This is a genomic window from Bacteroidia bacterium, assembly GCA_039924845.1.
Taxonomy (GTDB): domain Bacteria; phylum Bacteroidota; class Bacteroidia; order DATLTG01; family DATLTG01; genus DATLTG01.
In genome coordinates this window covers 22,484-41,748 of the sequence record JBDTAC010000083.1, presented here as the reverse complement: position 1 = coordinate 41,748, position 19,265 = coordinate 22,484, and the positions used below count along the sequence as shown (strand labels likewise).

General features: G+C 35.7%; 20 protein-coding genes. 17 read left to right on the top strand and 3 right to left on the bottom strand.

What is annotated here, in order from left to right:
• Positions 1 to 42 precede the first annotated feature (42 nt).
• Together ABIZ51_09755 and ABIZ51_09750 are read right to left on the bottom strand one after the other, a co-directional pair.
• Entirely contained in the window at positions 43 to 2,631 is a 2,589-nt protein-coding gene (locus tag ABIZ51_09755) for a M1 family aminopeptidase (protein MEO7089064.1), read from the bottom strand.
• Between the two features lie 100 nt (positions 2,632 to 2,731).
• A complete protein-coding gene (locus ABIZ51_09750; GenBank protein MEO7089063.1) occupies positions 2,732 to 4,300 on the bottom strand; it encodes a hypothetical protein in 1,569 nt (522 codons plus the stop codon).
• A 277-nt stretch (positions 4,301 to 4,577) separates the two neighbouring features.
• Here ABIZ51_09750 and ABIZ51_09745 point away from each other — a divergent pair, with 277 nt between their 5' ends.
• The 11 genes from ABIZ51_09745 to queG all read left to right on the top strand — a co-directional run bounded on the left by ABIZ51_09745 (position 4,578) and on the right by queG (position 14,570).
• Positions 4,578 to 5,444 (top strand): M23 family metallopeptidase, encoded by an 867-nt coding sequence (locus tag ABIZ51_09745; protein MEO7089062.1) that lies wholly within the window; start codon positions 4,578 to 4,580, stop codon positions 5,442 to 5,444.
• A gap of 110 nt (positions 5,445 to 5,554) precedes the next feature.
• Positions 5,555 to 6,754: a 1-deoxy-D-xylulose-5-phosphate reductoisomerase gene (locus ABIZ51_09740; protein ID MEO7089061.1), complete on the top strand. Its 1,200-nt coding sequence runs from the start codon at positions 5,555 to 5,557 to the stop codon at positions 6,752 to 6,754.
• Positions 6,755 to 6,757: 3 nt separating this feature from the next.
• Positions 6,758 to 8,080 (top strand): RIP metalloprotease RseP, encoded by a 1,323-nt coding sequence (rseP, locus tag ABIZ51_09735; GenBank protein ID MEO7089060.1) that lies wholly within the window; start codon positions 6,758 to 6,760, stop codon positions 8,078 to 8,080.
• 10 nt (positions 8,081 to 8,090) lie between these two features.
• The gene (locus ABIZ51_09730) at positions 8,091 to 8,888 is read left to right on the top strand and encodes a hypothetical protein (GenBank protein MEO7089059.1); all 798 of its coding nucleotides are present in this window, start codon (positions 8,091 to 8,093) and stop codon (positions 8,886 to 8,888) included.
• 52 nt (positions 8,889 to 8,940) lie between these two features.
• Entirely contained in the window at positions 8,941 to 9,783 is an 843-nt protein-coding gene (locus ABIZ51_09725; protein MEO7089058.1) for a hypothetical protein, read from the top strand.
• Between the two features lie 125 nt (positions 9,784 to 9,908).
• A complete protein-coding gene (locus tag ABIZ51_09720; protein ID MEO7089057.1) occupies positions 9,909 to 10,460 on the top strand; it encodes a SiaB family protein kinase in 552 nt (183 codons plus the stop codon).
• 11 nt (positions 10,461 to 10,471) lie between these two features.
• The gene (locus tag ABIZ51_09715) at positions 10,472 to 10,852 is read left to right on the top strand and encodes a DUF1987 domain-containing protein (protein MEO7089056.1); all 381 of its coding nucleotides are present in this window, start codon (positions 10,472 to 10,474) and stop codon (positions 10,850 to 10,852) included.
• 187 nt (positions 10,853 to 11,039) lie between these two features.
• Positions 11,040 to 11,720: a hypothetical protein gene (locus tag ABIZ51_09710; protein MEO7089055.1), complete on the top strand. Its 681-nt coding sequence runs from the start codon at positions 11,040 to 11,042 to the stop codon at positions 11,718 to 11,720.
• Between the two features lie 41 nt (positions 11,721 to 11,761).
• On the top strand, positions 11,762 to 12,793 hold the full coding sequence (gene ruvB / locus ABIZ51_09705) for a Holliday junction branch migration DNA helicase RuvB (protein ID MEO7089054.1): 1,032 nt from the start codon (positions 11,762 to 11,764) through the stop codon (positions 12,791 to 12,793).
• 23 nt (positions 12,794 to 12,816) lie between these two features.
• The gene (locus ABIZ51_09700; GenBank protein MEO7089053.1) at positions 12,817 to 13,578 is read left to right on the top strand and encodes a hypothetical protein; all 762 of its coding nucleotides are present in this window, start codon (positions 12,817 to 12,819) and stop codon (positions 13,576 to 13,578) included.
• Positions 13,579 to 13,631: 53 nt separating this feature from the next.
• Complete coding sequence (queG, locus tag ABIZ51_09695; GenBank protein ID MEO7089052.1) at positions 13,632 to 14,570, top strand: tRNA epoxyqueuosine(34) reductase QueG; 939 nt, start codon at positions 13,632 to 13,634, stop codon at positions 14,568 to 14,570.
• On the opposite strand, the gene ABIZ51_09690 is transcribed toward queG, so the two are convergent.
• Positions 14,545 to 14,742, bottom strand: a complete 198-nt coding sequence (locus ABIZ51_09690) for a hypothetical protein (protein ID MEO7089051.1) — start codon at positions 14,740 to 14,742, stop codon at positions 14,545 to 14,547. The two genes, queG and ABIZ51_09690, sit on opposite strands and share 26 nt — an antisense overlap.
• 399 nt (positions 14,743 to 15,141) lie before the next feature.
• Here ABIZ51_09690 and ABIZ51_09685 point away from each other — a divergent pair, with 399 nt between their 5' ends.
• The 6 genes from ABIZ51_09685 (at position 15,142) to pyrH (ending at position 19,249) form a co-directional block, all read left to right on the top strand.
• Complete coding sequence (locus tag ABIZ51_09685; protein MEO7089050.1) at positions 15,142 to 15,417, top strand: HU family DNA-binding protein; 276 nt, start codon at positions 15,142 to 15,144, stop codon at positions 15,415 to 15,417.
• Between the two features lie 264 nt (positions 15,418 to 15,681).
• The gene (rplM, locus tag ABIZ51_09680; protein ID MEO7089049.1) at positions 15,682 to 16,137 is read left to right on the top strand and encodes a 50S ribosomal protein L13; all 456 of its coding nucleotides are present in this window, start codon (positions 15,682 to 15,684) and stop codon (positions 16,135 to 16,137) included.
• Between the two features lie 11 nt (positions 16,138 to 16,148).
• Complete coding sequence (gene rpsI / locus ABIZ51_09675; GenBank protein ID MEO7089048.1) at positions 16,149 to 16,535, top strand: 30S ribosomal protein S9; 387 nt, start codon at positions 16,149 to 16,151, stop codon at positions 16,533 to 16,535.
• A gap of 86 nt (positions 16,536 to 16,621) precedes the next feature.
• Positions 16,622 to 17,575, top strand: coding sequence for a 30S ribosomal protein S2 (gene rpsB / locus ABIZ51_09670; GenBank protein MEO7089047.1), 954 nt, complete (start codon positions 16,622 to 16,624; stop codon positions 17,573 to 17,575).
• 15 nt (positions 17,576 to 17,590) lie between these two features.
• Complete coding sequence (gene tsf, locus ABIZ51_09665; GenBank protein MEO7089046.1) at positions 17,591 to 18,424, top strand: translation elongation factor Ts; 834 nt, start codon at positions 17,591 to 17,593, stop codon at positions 18,422 to 18,424.
• 117 nt (positions 18,425 to 18,541) lie between these two features.
• Positions 18,542 to 19,249 carry a UMP kinase gene (gene pyrH, locus ABIZ51_09660; GenBank protein MEO7089045.1) on the top strand — a complete coding sequence of 236 codons (708 nt, stop codon included), beginning with the start codon at positions 18,542 to 18,544 and terminating at the stop codon, positions 19,247 to 19,249.
• The last annotated feature ends 16 nt before the right edge of the window (positions 19,250 to 19,265 follow it).

Sequence of the window (19,265 nt, the reverse complement as noted above, 5' to 3'; positions counted from 1 at the left end):
TTTTCTCAGGTAAATTGAAGCTAAAAATACTGAAAGAACAAATTATTCATCCGCTCCCAAACCACTCAAAATAGTTTTGATTTTCTCTTTTTGGTTTTTTATTTCGGATAAATCACTTTGCGATTTTGTATCGGAAGGATTTGTTTTGAGTTGTTCAGTTGCTTTGTCTTCGCGGTCGCTGTACATATCCATCAAACTGTTCAAGCCTTTTTTTCCGTAATAACGAATCCATTTACTCATCGGATCTTTCGCAATTGTTTCCAATACAGGCAAGCCTTTGTCAATCGTTGTGTCGGAACAATTTTTCAGAAAATCCGTGTAGTTTATTGCTAAGCCGATGTTTGTGAAACCTGAACTGCGATTGGCAGCTTCCAAGAAAAAGGCGTTATCTGCCTCTGTTCCGTCAGTTCCATAAAGATGTTCGATGGCAGCATCCATGTCTCCGAAAGGATTATTTTCATATTTTTTTGCCAATGCAACAGCTTGTTTCGGATCCGTTTTAGCAATTGCTAACAGTGCTGTAGATTCTACCATATAAGAACTATCGTTTAATGCATTTTGGTACAAAGCCATTAAATCAGCACCTTTAAAATTAGCAGAAAGTGATTTCAAGGCATGACTTCTAACTGTGGATTCTGCATCATTTTTAGCCATTTCAATTAATTTTTGTTCGAAGGTAATGTCTGTATCGTTGTGTAATTTTTCGATGGCGAATACGCGTAATGAGAAATAAGGATCGTTTAAAGCACTCAGCATTGTAGATTTTGCGGTTGGATCCATATTTATGGATTCGCTTAATTTATCCAATGACTCGTAACGATCTAAATAAAGCGGTGCGTGTTTGTATTGAAACGCCCATTCATCCATAGATTTGTTTTCCGATTTGGTGCACAGCAACATTTTTTGTGCGTCCACATTTACTAAATCTGGTTTTACGGGTACATCAAAACTAAATGTTTGATCTACTTTGCTGATAGTAATTTTATGACGCTCTTTTTTCCCGTTGAAATAAATATCTACATCAATCGGCATCGTATAAAGCGGTGCATATTTAAAGTCTTGCGTTTGCGAAATACTCACCATTTCCTTTTTTGTAGTGTCATTGTAAGTGGATTGTATTTTCAATTCCATGTTTCCAGTTGCCAAAAACCATTCATTGAAAAACCAATTCATATCTGTTCCAGTTACTTTTTCGAAAGCTAAACGGAGGTTATGAATTTCGACAGATGAAAATTTATTTTTTTCGAGATACAAATGAAGTGCACTGAAAAAGGCATCGTCGCCCACCACATTGCGAAGCATGTGCAATACGCAACCGCCTTTTTGATACGAATTCAAATCAAACATATCTTCGCGACTGTTGTAATGAAAACGAATTAAATCTACGTGTTGATCGGCTGCGCCTGCTAAATAATTCCTCAAATTTTCTTGCATCAATTCATCCGCAGCATCTCTGCCAAAGCGATGTTCGCGCCACATGTATTCGCCATACGTAGCAAAAGATTCGTTAAGCGGAATATTCGACCACGATTCGCAGGTTACTAAATCGCCAAACCAATGGTGAAAAAGTTCGTGTGAAATAATGTCTTCGTTGCCCATTTTATTATCGAGCAATTCGCGTTTGGTGCGTTGTACAAAATCTCCGTGAAGCGTTGCTGTTACGTTTTCCATCGCTCCCGAAACATAATCGCGCACCACAATTTGATCGTATTTATTCCAGGCATACGGAAATTTTAAAGTATTTGAAAAGTAATCAATCATCGCTGGCGTATCTCCAAAAATATCGCGTGCATACGGCGCATATTTAGGTTCTAAATAATAATCCACTGGGCGATCTTTCCAATGATCTTTCGTAATCACAAAATCGCCCACAGCCATCATTGTTAAATAAGGCGCAAAAGGCAAATTCATTTCCCAATGATCGGTGCGTGTTCCGTCTCCGTTTTCTTTTTGAGAAACCATTGCTCCGTTTGAAAGTGTTACGTATTTTTTATCAACGGTCATGTAAATTTCGCAAGTTTGACGCTGATTTGGACGGTCGATTGTTGGAAACCAGCAGCAATTAGATTGTGTTTCACCTTGTGTCCAGATTTGTTGCGGTTTATTTTTTTCTTTTCCATCAGGATTGATAAAATAAAGTCCTTTGTCATCCGTAATAGCAGCGCTACCTCCCGCTTTTAACATGTTTGGTTTTGCGGTATAATCCACAAAAACGGTAAAAGAATCGTTGCGTGTATAGATTCTATCTAATTGAATAGATAAAGTAGTATCATCGTAAGTATAATTTAATTTCGATTTCGTATTTCCTTTTACCAAATCTACTTCGTGGATGTCAAAACCTTTAGCATCAAGGATAAACGTGCTGTCTGCATAAAAATAAGGTTGCGCGGTAATAGTTGCTTTTCCGTAAAGAAATGCTTTTGCATAATCAAATTTTACTTCGAGTTTGGTGTGCATTAACTTACTTGCCATTTTGGCAGAACCTCTATAAATAGGAGGATGTGGAGCATCAGCTACTTTATAAACAGTATCTAATTTTACGGTTGGCATCGTAGATGTAGTGGTGTGTTTGGAAGTTTTACAAGCAGCAAAAGCCAATGCAGCAAGGACAATAAAGGAGATTTTTTTCATGGAGATTTTTTATTTAAGGCGGCAAAGATTGTGAAAAATAGGTGAATTTCAAACAGGTGAGATTTTATATGTCGGATCATATTATCGAACCTTTCGTATTTTACAATAGGAGTGATTGCATAATACATTTTTTCGATAGCGCAGTATCTGCATCAATCTGAAACATTTTTTCATTCACGAGCGGATTGTCATATACTCTTTTGTATTTGCCTAAAGTTATTCCATTCCAAATTACAAAACTATTCATCAATTGGTAACAAGCAGCAGAGTCGTAATCTATGAAATAAACAAGCGTTTTTGGATACTTGGCAAAAAAACACGTTGGCAATATAACTGCCTTTTTTGAACCCCATTCCCAATTAACAATGCCACCAACATCGCTGTTATACAAATACGAATTAGGATATATTTTTTTTAAAAAAGTAAAATATTCGTTTTGCATACTGCCAGAATAAACAACTCCGAAATACAAAGCTGGTTCTATAAAACTTGAATAATAGGCATTATTAACGATTACCGGAATATTTTTTTTTGTTTTCATAAAACTCCGAATACTTTCCATTGCCTGTAAATTCGGGCGATTTAGATTGGTATTTTCTTTATACCATTTAATTTGGACGAAACACAAAATACCTAAAAAAGCGACAACAACTGTTTTCTTATGGATGAAAAAAATAGTTTTATCCGCAGAAAAAAATTGTTCATAGATAATAATAAGTGCCAATGGAAATACTAAAACGGATGGAATTAAATAGTAAAAATTATAGTGCTTTGCTACAAAAATGATTAATACTGTTACATAAATCCAAGCACCTTGTATAGCGCGAGTGTTTATTCGATTTATTTTCTTTTTGAAATTTTTTCCAAATAATATGGAAATAAATGCGACAGAGATAAAAATGAAAATACTTGTAAAAGCAAAATCGGTAGTGAATAGATGATACAGATTGGTACTAAATTTTGAAGCATTGGCAAAGCCTTCACTTCCTTGTCCGTATTTTCCTTCATGAGTCAATAAACTGGATAGCCAATGAAAAATATAATTTATTTTAGGAAGAGCTGGAATAATGAAAAATAGAAAAGCAACAAACACTGTTAGTGTAAAAAATATTTTTTGCTTTATTCCTTTTAGAACGAACAATGGCAATATTATTACGACAGCTGCTGTAAACTTACACGCTATCAGCAAGCCGATAAATACCCCACTGATAATTAATGGGTTATTGGATTTTTTTTCTGGGAGATTCTCTTGTATAAAATGAACATAGAAATAAGCCATAAAAAAAGTCCCAAAAATAATAAGGAAAGCTTCTGGAGCCAATTTTGTGGTTCGAACTAATACGCCTTGTAAAAGCAGCGGTGTGGCCTGAAAAAGTAGCGCCTTAAACCTTGATGATGTATGACGATAAACATAAATTCCGGTTAAATAATTAGTAACAATAAATAGCGCTAATACAGCAAAATTGCAGGCTAATAAATAACTTTCTGGATGCAATAACACATCCTGGTAAACAGGAATACCGCTTCCGGAAAATAAATGTTTGATGAAAATAACCAGTGCTGCAAAACATTGTACGGGAGTTCCGGGATGATCTAAATGTCCAATTTCCAAATGCCCGCCCGCCAAATTAGTCCCATTCATCAAGTAAGCATAGTATGGATCTATCATTGTGGTAAAATCCGGATAATATTGATAGACTTGCAAAAGGCTGTACAGGAAATAACACAGGGGCAATAACAACAGTAGAATATAAATTTTCGGTTTCGGACTTGTAAGCATGGTTGTTTTCAAATGTGTTTGCTGTTGCAGATACTTGGGCAAATATACAGTATCATTTTAGAATGGTGTTTTTACTCCTCAGCAGTCAATGTTGCAACGAATAAATGGTACAACAATATTCACTTAGATTTTACGATATTTGTACGCTTTTGAAAAAGTATCCCGAATGGAAGAGAAAAAAAATAAATTATTTTCTGTAAAGTGGCTGAAAGGCAAATACCGGCTTGTGGTTATGAACGACGCCACTTTTGAAGAAAAAGCTTCGTTGAAGTTATCTCCTTTATCGCTCTTTATTTTTATCGGATCCATCACCATTTTTTTGATTGTGGTTGTAACCAGTTTAATCGCGTTTACACCCTTGCGCGAGTATATTCCTGGATATACCGATTTAAACTTCCGCAGACAATTAATTGTTCTTACTGCAAAAGCCGATTCGCTGGAGCAAGTGCTTTCCGCGAAAAATATGTACATCCAAAATATCAATAATATTGTTTCTGGAAACCTCGAAGGGAAAGGCAACGAACAACGCCCAGATACTACAAATGTAGCTGCGAAAATAAATGTAAAGCCTTCTCCACAAGACTCCGCTTTGCGTGATTCTATTGAGACTCAAGATAAATATTCCTTGGTATTTAACAACAAAAGCAAAACGGGCGGCATTAGTAATTTTTTCTTCTTTACACCGGTAAAGGGAATGGTAACGAACGCTTTTAATATTTCGACTGGGCATTATGGAATTGATATTGTTGCGAATGAAAACGATGCCATTAAAGCAACACTTGATGGAACAGTTGTTTTTGCTGGCTGGACGTCTCAAACGGGCTATGTGATTGAATTGCAGCACAGCAATAATTTGATTTCTATTTACAAGCACAATTCCGTTTTGTTAAAAAAAATGGGAGATTATGTGAAAGCTGGAGAAGCCATTGCGATTATTGGAAATTCGGGTGAATTAACCACTGGCTCACATTTGCATTTTGAACTTTGGTACAACGGAACGCCTATAGATCCTCAACAATACATGCTTTTTTAATAAACAATAACGAATATCTTTCTTTGAAAAATTATTTTTCTGATGCTCCCAATGCAGTGCTATTATTGATTAATTTTAAACCGTAAATTCGTCCTCGAAAAAATATTTTTTTGAACACTGAAAAACAAATTCCGAAAAAAATTGCCATCCTTGGTTCTACTGGATCCATTGGTACGCAAGCATTAGAAGTGATTGCTGCACATCCCGAACATTTTTCGGTGGAAGTGTTAACAGCTGGAAATAATGCAGATTTACTCATTCAACAAGCACTTCGCTTTCATCCAAATGCAGTGGTAATTGCGGACAAATCAAAATACAAAATAGTTGCAGAAGCGTTACAATCAAAGGAAATAAAAGTTTTTGCTGGCGAAGATGCGATTGCCCAAATTGTGGAAATGGACAGCGTTGACATTGTTTTGACAGCCATTGTCGGCTTTGCAGGATTGCCTTCTACCATAAATGCCATCAAAGCCAAAAAGCCGATTGCCCTTGCCAACAAAGAAACTTTGGTAGTTGCCGGAGAATTAATTACTTCGCTGGCGCGAGAAAATGCAGTAAATATTTATCCCGTGGATTCGGAACATTCCGCTATTTTTCAATGCCTTGCTGGAGAATTTCACAATCCAATTGAAAAAATATTTTTGACCGCTTCTGGCGGACCGTTTCGTGGAAAAGATATTGCGTTTCTGGAAACAGTAAAAAAGGAAGCCGCGCTGAAACATCCCAATTGGGTGATGGGAGCAAAAGTTACGATTGATTCGGCAAGCCTTATGAACAAAGGCTTGGAAGTAATCGAAGCTAAATGGTTATTCCATTTAAAACCAGAACAGATAGAAGTGTTGGTGCATCCACAATCCATTATTCATTCCATGGTTCAGTTCACTGATGGTTCCATCAAAGCGCAAATGGGATTGCCGGACATGAAATTGCCGATTCAATATGCGTTGGCTTATCCACAACGAATTTCATCGAATTTTCCGAGATTAAATTTTATGGATTATCCTTCGCTCACGTTTGAAAAGCCGGATATAAAAACTTTTCGTAATCTTGCCCTCGCTTATTTTGCGATGGAAAAAGGCGGAAATATGCCTTGTATTTTAAATGCAGCAAACGAAATTGCAGTGGAATCCTTTTTACAAGATAAAATATCGTTCACGCAAATGTCCGTGTTGATTGAAAAGTGCCTCGAAAAAATATTTTTTTCAGCACAACCAAGCTACGCCGATTATCTGGAAACAGATAAAGAAACAAGAATAAAAGCAACAGAATTAATTCAGCAATTGAACAACGCACAAAGCGTAAAAATTTAAGAAATGGGAGCAGCAACACAAGCCGAACAATTAGTTTTAAGTTTATCCATACTTGTAATATTACACGAACTGGGGCATTTTATACCTGCCAAACTTTTTAAAACTCGCATCGAAAAATTTTATTTGTTTTTTGATCCTTGGTTTTCGCTTTTCAAATTTAAAAAAGGAGAAACGGAATATGGAATCGGTTGGCTGCCTTTAGGCGGATACGTGAAAATTTCTGGAATGATTGACGAATCCATGGACAAAGAACAATTGAACCAAGCTCCGCAACCGTGGGAATTTAGGGCAAAACCAGCCTGGCAACGTTTAATTATTATGATTGGCGGCGTTACTGTGAATGTGCTGCTCGCGATGTTTATTTATTCGATGATTGCTTTGACTTGGGGACAAGATTATTTGCCAACACAAAATGTAAAATACGGCGTTACTTGCGATTCTATTGCTGCGAAATTAGGATTTCAGGATGGAGATAAGATTATTTCTGTTGGCGGCGTAAAAGAAGATAATTTCAATAAAATTACGTTGGACATTATTCTCAACAAAGCGAAAACAGTACAAGTAGACAGAAATGGTACAACACTCAACATTCCGATTCCGGAAAGTTTAATCAGCAATTTAATAAAAAAAGGGAAAGGCGTTCTTTTTGAACCGCGCTATCCTTGCGTTGTTGACACGGTTGTACCAAATATGCCGGGCATAAAAGCAGGTTTGCAAAAAGGTGATAAAATTATGGCGATTGACAGTTTTCCGACTCCATTTTTTCAAGACATTGTAAAAAAATTACAAACGAATAAAGGTAAAATATTGGCTATAACTGTGGAAAGAAATGGCGTTCAAAAAAATCTTTCTGCGACGATTGGAAACGACGGAATGCTTGGTTTTGGACCTGTTCCGATGGATAAATTTTTAGATTTCAAAATACAAAATTATAATCTCATTACCTGTTTTCCAGCAGGAATAAAAACGGCGTACGAAACGTTTAAAGGTTATTTGAAACAGGTAGATGTTTTATTTACTGTGAAAGATGCGCACAAATCCATCGGCGGATTTATCTCTATCGGCAAGGCATACAGCCCCGTTTGGGATTGGCAACGCTTTTGGTCGTTTACCGCATTTTTATCCATTATGTTGGCATTTTTAAATATTTTACCGATACCAGCTTTGGATGGCGGACACGTTTTATTTTTATTGATAGAAGTAATTACGGGACGTAAAGTTCCTGAAAAAGTATTGGAATACGCACAATATATTGGGATGTTAATTTTATTGGCTTTGGTTTTATACGCCAATGGAAACGATGTTTTACGCCTCTTCGGAAAATAATTTTTTGAACATGAAAAAAATAATTTTCTTTTTTCTGATTTTTTCGAATCTGCTTTTACGCTCCGAAAAATTATTTTCGCAAACTACTTCGTCCACAACAGTAAAGGAAAAAATGTTAATCATTCCTTTTGAACCAAAAATGTATATGTCGGAAATTGACTTGTACATTTCGCAAGAAACAAAAATGACCTATCCACAAATGTGGGCAAATTTTCGGAACAATTTAAACACTTCACTGGCACTTCAATTTAAAGGAAATTACGCACCGATTTCTTTGCTTTCGGACACCAACGAATTGCAATATATTTATGAAAATATTACGTACGAATACGATGCGGTGCCCGATACAAGCGCGAAAGCATCTTCAAAAAAAAATCAGGAAGACACGCATCAAATGATAAACGGACAAGTAAATACGGACGTAAATGCGCAGCAAGGTTTTATGAATACGAAAGTAACCAATCAGTTATTATTGCCGAAACTGAATAAAAAATATGGAGCAGATGTATTTATTTTTATCAATGAATTAGACATTAAACACGTGTTGAAAAGCGATGCAGATATGAGTACAAGCGATAATATTTATGAACGCGAAATGACCGTTCAATATTCTATTTTGGATAAAGCTGGAAAAACAATTACAGCGGGCGTTTCGTCCATACGTTTTCCAGTAAGCGTAAACAATCCGAAAAAAATAGAAGCACTTTGTTATCCAAAAATTTGTGTCGCCATTTTCAAAGATTATCAACGCGCAACCAAATCAAAAACTGCTAAAAAAACAAGCCCCGATTTGTTGCATCAAAAATAATTTGCAAGATCATTTATTTTTGTATATTTGCTTGACATAAAAACGGATACCTATGAAAAAAATAATTTTTCCCATCTTACTTTTAGTAGCTGGAGCGGCTGCTTTAATGTTTAATTCCTGCAAAAAAGCAGTAGCAGATACCGATATTCAATCGCCTATTGACAATAGTATGTGTGAGGCGGAATACTCGCGCATGTTACCAACAGTTAATAGTATCGCGGTAGATCATGCTGGAGGAAATGGAGTTCAGATTATAAAATATGGAGGACATGGAGGCAACCTACAAACGGAATCTGCTTATCCACACATTACACCTGCCGACACCACTCACGGTTTTCCAAGAACAGTTACTATTGATTATGGTCCTTTGCCAGGAGTTCTTGACACCACAGATGGAAGAACACGTTCTGGGTTAATCACAATTGTTTTTTCAGATCGTTGGCATCATAACGGCGCGGTGGTTACCGTTTCTTTAAGTAATTATTACGTAAACGGTACTAATTTTCAGGGCACACTTACGCTTACGCATAACAGCGGAACGTCTTATAGTTCTAATATCTCAAACGGAAAATGTACTGCAAGTAATTGGGTAATTACTTGGGCAATGAATCGGCAAGTAACGATTACAGACACTACAGCAGCTCACCGCGTATATCAAATTACAGGAAGCGAAAATGGGGTGAACCGCAACGGACAAGCTTATACAGTTTCGATTGAACAAAATTATCCACTTGTTAAAAAAGCAAATTGTCCATGGATTAGCTCTGGGAAATTGGATTTAACTCCAACAGGCTTAGCTACTCGGATACTTACTTTTGGTGATGGAACTGGAAATTGCTCCGATCAAGCTTCTGTTTCGATTAATGGAACAGTATTTCCTTTCACAATGAAATAAGACAAAGAAAACAAGCATTTGAAAAATAAATTTTCGGTAACTCTTATATGTTTAACAAATGGTTATATTTGTTCTTCCTTTGAAAAAAGAACACGGAATAAAACCGCAAATTTTGATATTTTAGGATGTTAGATATATATGATTTTTACGATAAAATGGAGCGTAACAATGTTATGCTTTCGTTTAAAGGCGATATTACTGCGGATTTATTAACTTCCATTTTACAAATCATGGAATCCAAATTGGACAACATGCAGGAAGAACCGAAAATCAAGAAAAAAGTATATAACGTATTGGTGGAATGTTTGCAAAACTTATACCATCACATGGATGATTTGGAATTGGTGGATTTTGAACCGCAAGAACCCGTTCGTTCCGCCATTTTTATGATTGGGAAATTGGAAAATTCATACAATATCATTACCGGAAATTACATTCGTTCGGGAAATGTAGAATCGCTTAAAAAACGGTTGGACGAGATTAATCTTTTATCAAAGGAACAATTGAAAGATTATTACAAAGAAGTGTTGAGCAACGGAGAAATGTCGCAAAAAGGCGGCGGCGGCTTGGGAATGATTGACATCGCCCGCAAAACCGGACAAAAATTAAATTATAATTTCATGGAAGTCGATCAGAAGTATTCATTTTTCAGTTTAAATATTAAAATTTCTAATTAAAAAGGCACATTATGGAAACAATTACAATCGAAGGAACGCCAAAAACTCCTGCTATTCATTTTGATATTGATAAAGGATTTTTAGAAATAAAAGGAAGATCTATTCCAGAAAATTCTATTGAATTTTACAAACCTTTGGTAGATAATTTGGAAAAGTACGCCGCCAAACCAAAGTCGAAAACTAGCGTCAATATTCAATTGGAATATTTTAATACCAGTTCATCCAAATGTATTTTGGATGTCTTTAAAAAATTAGAAGGCATACACAAATCTGGAAATGAAATTATCATTAATTGGTATTACGAAGAAGACGATGAAGATATGTTGGAAGCTGGCGAAGATTACCAAGCCATTATCAACGTGCCGTTTAAAATGATTTTAACAGCAGTATAAAAACAATTCCAAAAAATAATTTTTAGAAGCCGAATTTTTTTCGGCTTTTTTTATTCTCAAAAAAACACGGTTGAAAAAATAATTTTTCGAAGCCCTTTTTTTGTGCCAATTTTTCGACATCTTTTTTACTTTATTTTTTCGTTCTTTTGTATCAGAAAAAAAGCTTTCCAAAAAATAATTTTTCGACATGAAAATTTCGCGTACGTTTTTTCTTTTTTTTGTGTTGATAGGAATTCATTTTTCTGCGCAAGCACAATTTATGGATAGCTTACGCAGCAGCATTCATAAACGTCCGAAATTCTTTTTTTCATTTAATAGTCGCAGTTCTTTTATCACCAATAACGAAGCCGATATTTGGGGATTTGTGTTGGGCGTAAACTTTAATGATAAAATAAATATTGGCGGCGGCTTCAATACCTTAAATACGACTTTTTTTAAGAACAAACAACTTCGAACAATGGTTGGAAACGATTCGACGGTGAAAGAAACGCTGTCGTTTTTTTATTGGTCTTATTATGTAGAATATATTTTTTACAGCACCAAACATTGGCAGTTCAGTATTCCTTTTCAAATCGGCATTGGCAATTCTGATTATCAATACGTGTATCGCGGTGTAACGTATACCGATAACCAAAATATGATTATTCCGATAGAACCCGTTTTTTCCATTACCTATCAATTTAATAAATGGCTGGGCTTTGGCACGAATATCGGCTATCGTTTTATGCTGGTAAACAACGCTGCTATCAAACAAAATTTTAATTCTCCCACGTATGATTTTGGTATTCAAATTTATTATATCGAAATTTTTAAATCCATTTTTCCACATTGTAAGATTACCAAAAAGCTCAACAGTAATTCCGATTAGTTTTTCTATTTTTGTAAAACGCGTTTTAGCGCGAATCCAAAATGAATCCGAATATAAATCCTGATCCCGATAATTTAAATGCTGCCGAAAAGGAAGTAGAAAAAGTATTGCGTCCGCGCGAGTTTACTGATTTTACTGGGCAACACGAGGTTGTCGAGAATTTGAAAATATTTGTTCAAGCAGCGAAGCAACGCGGCGAAGCTTTGGATCACGTGCTATTACACGGTCCTCCAGGTTTAGGAAAAACAACACTTGCCAATATTATCGCAACTGAATTGGGTGTGGGAATTAAAATTACTTCTGGTCCTGTTTTAGATAAACCCGGAGATTTAGCGGGATTGCTCACCAATTTGGGCGAATTTGATGTTTTATTTATTGATGAAATTCATCGCCTCAGTCCGATTGTAGAAGAATATTTGTATTCCGCGATGGAAGATTATCGCATTGATATAATGATTGACACTGGACCAAACGCACGCAGCGTACAAATAAAATTAAATCCGTTTACTTTAGTTGGCGCAACAACTCGTTCGGGATTATTGACATCGCCACTCAGAGCACGTTTCGGAATTAATTCGCGCTTAAATTATTACGATGCTGTTTTACTGAAAAAAATTATTATTCGCTCTGCGGAAATTTTAAATACACAAATCAATTCCGAAGCTGCGCAAGAAATTGCGCGTAGAAGTCGCGGAACACCACGTATTGCAAATGCTTTGTTGAGACGTATTCGTGATTTCGCGCAAATAAAAGGCGACGGAACCATCGATTTAAAAATTACAGATTACGCACTCAATGCACTGAACGTGGATAAAAACGGATTGGACGAAATGGACATTCGCATACTTTCCACATTAATTGAAAAATTTAAAGGCGGACCGGTTGGAATTACAACTATTTCAACGGCTGTTGCCGAAGAAGCCGGAACAATTGAAGAAGTGTACGAACCTTTTTTAATTCAAGAAGGCTATTTGGTGCGCACTCCACGCGGTAGAGAAGCAACAGAACGCGCTTACAAACATTTGGGGAAAATTCCGCCGGCAAGTAAAAACACGCTTTTTAGCGAAGAATAATTTCTTCTGAAAAATAAATTTTAATGAAAATTATTACACTATCTCTGATGACGCTTCTTTTTTGGAGCAATCCTTGTCATGCTGCTGTTGATTCAGTTATGATTACACATTTTAGGCAAATAACTAAATTAATTGAATCTAATAATGTGCAAGAATTATCAAAGTTTGTTGACTATCCTTTGAAACGAGAAAATCCTTTACCTGACATTAAAAACGCAGCCGATTTTATTTCGGATTATCCTATATTAATTGACAGTTTATTCAAAAAATTACTAAATCAATACAATGACAGTGATATTTTCGAACACAATGGTTATTATGGATTTATTGAAGGAAAATTTTCAGGCGCAATTTGGCTTGATGAAGACGGAAATATTGTAACAATTAACTACAGTTCAAAAGCAGAGCAAAAAGCAAAACAACTTTTGATTGAGAAAATAAAAAAAGAGATGTACCCGACAGTCAATAAATGGAATGAAAATGTTCTAGTTGCAAAATCAGAAAAATTATTAATTAGAATAGACCAAACAGACAAAGGAGTAAGATATGTTTGTTGGAGTAAAGCAAAAACAATGAAAGACGCACCAGATATTATTCTAAATAATGGAGTTGAGGACGGAGGAGAGTGGGGATGGACTTCGACATTTAAGAATGGAGATTGGACGTATATCGTTGACGATGTGGAAATGTGTGAAGACGACCACCCTGATGAATGCGGACTTTTCTTAGAGTTGTCATTCAAAGGAGAAAAGAAGAATACTATCAGACTTCAAGAGATAAAATAGTTTGGCAATTTCAGTAAATATTAAACTCTGCTTCAAAAAAATAATTTTTCAACGTGCTAAATCTTCAAACTAAAAATACGGCACTTATAAAATCTGAAAGCAAACGTTTGGGTTTTGATTTTTGCGGCATTTCAAAAGCTGATTTTCTGGAAGAAGAGGCGCCTCGCCTCGAAAATTGGTTGCAAAATAATCGTCATGGAAAAATGACGTACATGGAAAATTATTTCGACAAACGCTTGGATCCGCGCTTGCTGGTGGACGGAGCGAAATCTGTGATTTCACTTTTGCTGAATTATTATCCTTCGGAAAAACAAAATTCGGACGCGCCAAAAATTTCTAAATATGCGTACGGAAACGATTATCATTCCGTCATAAAAGATAAATTAAAAAACCTGATTCAGTTTATTCAGGAAAATATTGGCGAAGTAAATTGTCGCGCTTTTACTGATTCTGCGCCAGTTTTAGATAAAGCGTGGGCAAAAAAAAGCGGTTTAGGTTGGATTGGAAAAAACAGTAATCTCATCACAAAAAAAAATGGTTCCTTTTTTTTCATTGCCGAAATAATTTGCGATTTGGAATTGGAATACGATGGTGCAATAAAAGATTTTTGCGGATCGTGCACGCGTTGTATAGACGCTTGCCCAACGGATGCGATTTTAGAGCCTTACGTGGTGGACGGCAGTAAATGTATTTCGTATTTTACAATTGAATTGAAAGAAAATATTCCGGCTGAAATGAAAGGAAAAACAGCCGATTGGATGTTCGGTTGCGATATTTGTCAAGATGTATGTCCTTGGAATCGTTTTTCAGAACCGCACCAAGAGCCACTGTTTACAGCCAATCCTGATTTATTAAAAATGACAAAAGCTGATTGGCAAGAAATAACAGAAGATGTCTTCGCAAAAGTATTCAAAAATTCTCCGCTCAAACGACCTAAATACAAAGGCATTAAAAGGAATATCCAATTTATTGAATCTTCGTTACCTTCTTAAAAGTTTCGATAATTACATCTTTATACGTGTGTCCAAAAGTGGAAAGACACCACATCCGAAGCATCATTTTCTCATTGGGTTTAAGCCATCTGATGGCTTTTCCCAATTCTTTGCCGAAAAGTTTTTTATCAAAACTTACTTTCTGCAAAATTTGTTTACTTAATTCGTACATAGGGGGTCAAGGATAAATAACACAACAAAATAAAAAACATTTACTTACTATGCGAACACTAAATTACTTCATTTAGTATGCGCCGTCAAGTGAAAAAATGTTAAAAAATTATTTTTTTGAACGAAAAAAAATAACTTTTTCTGAATGCCTTGTAGATAAAGGTGTTGAAAAGGAGAAGGTATTGAAAATAAAAAAATGCAAATGAAAAGTATAGCTCGGCGTTTTATTATCTCCAATAAGCCTTATTTTAGGACGAATCAGCGCTTATTTATTAACAAAAAGCTTACTTATCAACAATTTTAGCGTTTTTTTGCTTCAAGACTTGCGTTTTAAAAGGAATATATTGTACATTTACAACTCAAATAAATAAATGTTTAACTAAATTAAAACAAAAACAACATGAACAAATCAGAATTAGTTGATGCAATCGCATCTGAATCAAAACTTACAAAAGCAGATTCACAAAGAGCACTTGACGCATTTGTTAGTGCAACTACAAAAGCACTTAAAAAAGGTGACAGAGTAGCATTAGTAGGTTTTGGATCTTTCTCTGTTGCTAAAAGAGCAGCCAGAATTGGAAGAAATCCACAAACTGGAAAAGAAATTAAAATTGCTGCTAAAAAAGTAGCTAAATTTAAAGCTGGTGCAGAATTAGCAGGTAAAGTAAACAAATAATTACTGCCGATTTAAAATAAAAAGCCCCGATTTCGGGGCTTTTTTATGCACCAAAATTTCGTCTTCAAAAAAATAATTTTTCAACCCACTTTTTTACGATATTTGCAAACAGATGAAGAATTCTTCATCTCATAGAGATTAAAATGGGCTTATTAACAATAATTTGTCAATAAATTTGTGTGTGAGAAAAATAGTATTTATCTTCGCAGCCCATTTTGAAGAAACCAAAAAGGATTTTAGTATTCATTTTTTAAAGATATAACAGTGGACGCATTGAGTTACAAAACAGTATCTGCCAACAAAGCAACCGTTACGAAAGAATGGTTTTTGGTGGATGCCGAAAACGAAATTTTAGGTCGCTTGGCTTCAAAAGTTGCCATGGTAGTACGCGGAAAAAACAAAACAAATTACACGCCTCATGTAGATTGTGGTGATAATGTAATCATTATAAATGCCGAAAAAGTAAAATTGACCGGCAAAAAAATGGACGAGAAAGAATACGTTCGCCATACTGGATACCCTGGTGGACAGCGTTTTACAACGCCTCGTGAGTTTTTGGAAAAACGCCCTGCTGCGATTATCGAAAAAGCAGTTAAAGGAATGTTGCCTAAAACAAAATTAGGAGCTGCGTTGCAAAAAAATGTTTTCATTTATGCTGGAGAACAACATCCCCATGAAGCGCAAAGCCCTAAAAAAATGAATTTAAAAGATCTTAAATAAGTAAGAATAATATGGAAATTACAAACACACTTGGAAGAAGAAAAAATGCGGTTGCACGCGTTTATCTCCAAAAAGGAAAAGGAAAAATTGTTGTTAACGATAAAGATTATGCAGCGTATTTCCCAACAGGAACTTTGCAATACATCGTTAATCAGGCTTTGATGTTAACCAAAACACTTGGCGAATACGACGTGAAAGCAACAGTTAATGGCGGCGGAATTTCAGGACAAGCGGAAGCTGTAAGACTTGGAATTGCAAGAGCATTGGTGGAAATCAATCCAGAAAATAAACCTGTTTTAAAAGCAGCAAGTTTGATGACAAGAGATCCAAGAATGGTGGAGCGTAAAAAACCAGGTCAGAAAAAAGCGCGTAAAAGATTTCAATTTAGTAAACGTTAAAAAACACTTTCAAAAATTATTTTTTTGGGTGTCCGAAAAATTATTTTTTTGAAACGATTTATTTACAATAACATTAAAAACCAAAAATGTCAAAAACAAATTTCAACGAATTATTAGAAGCCGGAGCACACTTCGGACATTTGAAAAGAAAATGGAATCCAGCAATGGCTCCATATATTTTTACCGAAAAAAATGGCATCCACATCATTGATCTCAACAAAACTGTTGTGAAAATTGATGAGGCATCGGCAGCATTGAAACAAATTGCGCGTTCGGGCAAAAAAATATTGTTTGTGGCAACAAAAAAACAAGCAAAAGATGTGGTGGCGGAAAAAGTGAAAAACATCAACATGCCTTATGTAACGGAAAGATGGCCAGGCGGAATGCTTACTAACTTTGCAACTATCCGTAAAGCGGTAAGAAAAATGGCAACCATTGATAAAATGGCTACTGACGGAACATTTGAAAATATTTCTAAAAAAGAAAAATTACAGATTTCTCGCCAACGTGCTAAAATGGAGATTCAATTAGGAAGTATTACAGATTTAACAAGACTTCCAGCTGCATTGTTCATCGTTGATATTTCAAAAGAACACATCGCTGTTGCGGAAGCAAAAAGATTAAACATTCCAACTTTCGGAATTGTAGATACGAACTCAGATCCGAATTTAGTGGATTACGCAATTCCTGCTAATGATGACGCTACGACTTCGATTTCATTAATTATCAGCACGATTACAAAAGCGATTGAAGAAGGACTTTCTGAACGTAAAGTAGATAAAGAAGCAGCAGCTTTAGAAGAAAAAGAAGGAAAAATAACAAAAGAAACAAGACCGAGAATGTCGGACGACGCTGATGGCGATGGTTCTACAGAAAGAAGAGCAAGAAGAACAGCTGCTGGTCCACGTAAAACAGTGGGAGCAAAAAATAGCCAAGGTGGAGGACACACTGGTAGTGGTCATTCTGGCGGAGGACACGGACACTCAGGTGGCGGCCATTCTGCAGGTGGACATTCAAATCACACAAAAAAATCACATTAAAAAATATTTTTTGAAATGAGTACGATGACAATTTCAGCAAGTGATGTTAACAAACTGCGCCAACAAACAGGTGCAGGAATGATGGACTGCAAAAAAGCGCTTACAGAAGCCAACGGAGATTTTGAACAAGCGGTTGATTATTTAAGAAAAAAAGGTCAGAAAGTGGCTGCTAATCGTGGTGACAGAGATGCGAAAGAAGGATTGGTTATTGCACAATTAAGTGCGGATCACAAAAGAGCGATTATTATTCGATTGAGTTGCGAAACAGATTTCGTAGCAAAAAATGATGATTTCGTAAACTTCGCTACTACTATCGCAAAAATTGCATTGGATAAAAAACCAGCTTCTTTAGAAGCATTAGTGCAATTGCCTTTTGACGGTTCTGTAACTATTGCTGATAAAATAATTGAACAAGTTGGAAAAATTGGTGAGAAATTGGAATTGGCAAATTACGAAGCCATCGAAGCTCCGAAAGTGATTGCTTACAATCATCCAGGAAATAGATTGGCAACGATTGTAGGTTTCAATAAAGAAGTTTCTGAAACAATTGCAAAAGACATTGCAATGCAAGCTGCAGCAATGGCTCCAGTTGCATTAGATAAAGAAGATGTAGACAGCAAAACTTTGGAACGCGAAATTGAAATTGGTAAAGAACAAGCGCGTCAAGAAGGAAAAGCAGAAGAGATGTTGGAAAAAATTGCACTCGGAAAATTGAATAAATTCTACAAAGAATTTACGTTACTTAACCAAGAGTTTATCAAAGACAATAAAAAAACCATCAGACAATATTTAAGCGAAACCGATAAAGATTTAAAAATTACCGGCTTTAAGCGAATAGCATTGAGTTAATTTAAAATCCCGATTTTTAAAAATCGGGATTTTTTTTGCGCTTATTTATTTACTTTTGTTCCTGAAATTTGTTGAATCAAGAACAATTTTTACACCTTCAAAAAAATAAATTTTCAAATGGCTTATAAACGTATCCTTCTGAAACTGAGTGGAGAAGCCCTTATGGGCGAAAAACAATTTGGTATTGATCACAGTCGGTTGATGCAATATGCCAAGGAAGTGAAAGTGGCAGTGGACGCAGGAATTGAAGTGGCGATTGTAATTGGAGGAGGAAATATTTTTCGCGGAATACAAGCCGTAGAAGGCGGTATGGATCGTGTGCAAGGAGATTATATGGGAATGCTTGCAACCGTTATAAACAGTATGGCTTTGCAAGCAGCGCTCGAAAAAATAGAAGTACAAACGCGACTTTTATCTGCCATTAAAATGGAACAAATTTGCGAACCCTATATTCGCCGCAGAGCCATCAGACATTTAGAAAAAGGACGCGTAGTAATTTTTGGAGGAGGTACTGGAAACCCTTATTTTACAACAGATACAGCCGCAACTTTACGAGCTATCGAAATTGAAGCAGATGTTATTTTAAAAGGAACTCGCGTGGATGGAATTTATTCTGCCGATCCGGAAAAAGACAAAAATGCGGTAAAATACACCAAAATTTCTTTCAGCGAAGTGTACGAAAAAAACTTGCAAGTGATGGATTTAACAGCCTTCACGCTGTGTAAAGAAAATAAATTACCCATTATTGTTTTTGATATGAACAAATCTGGAAATCTTAAAAGAGTGTTGGAAGACGTAAGTATCGGAACACTTGTAGAGGTTTAAATTTTGTATACATTTG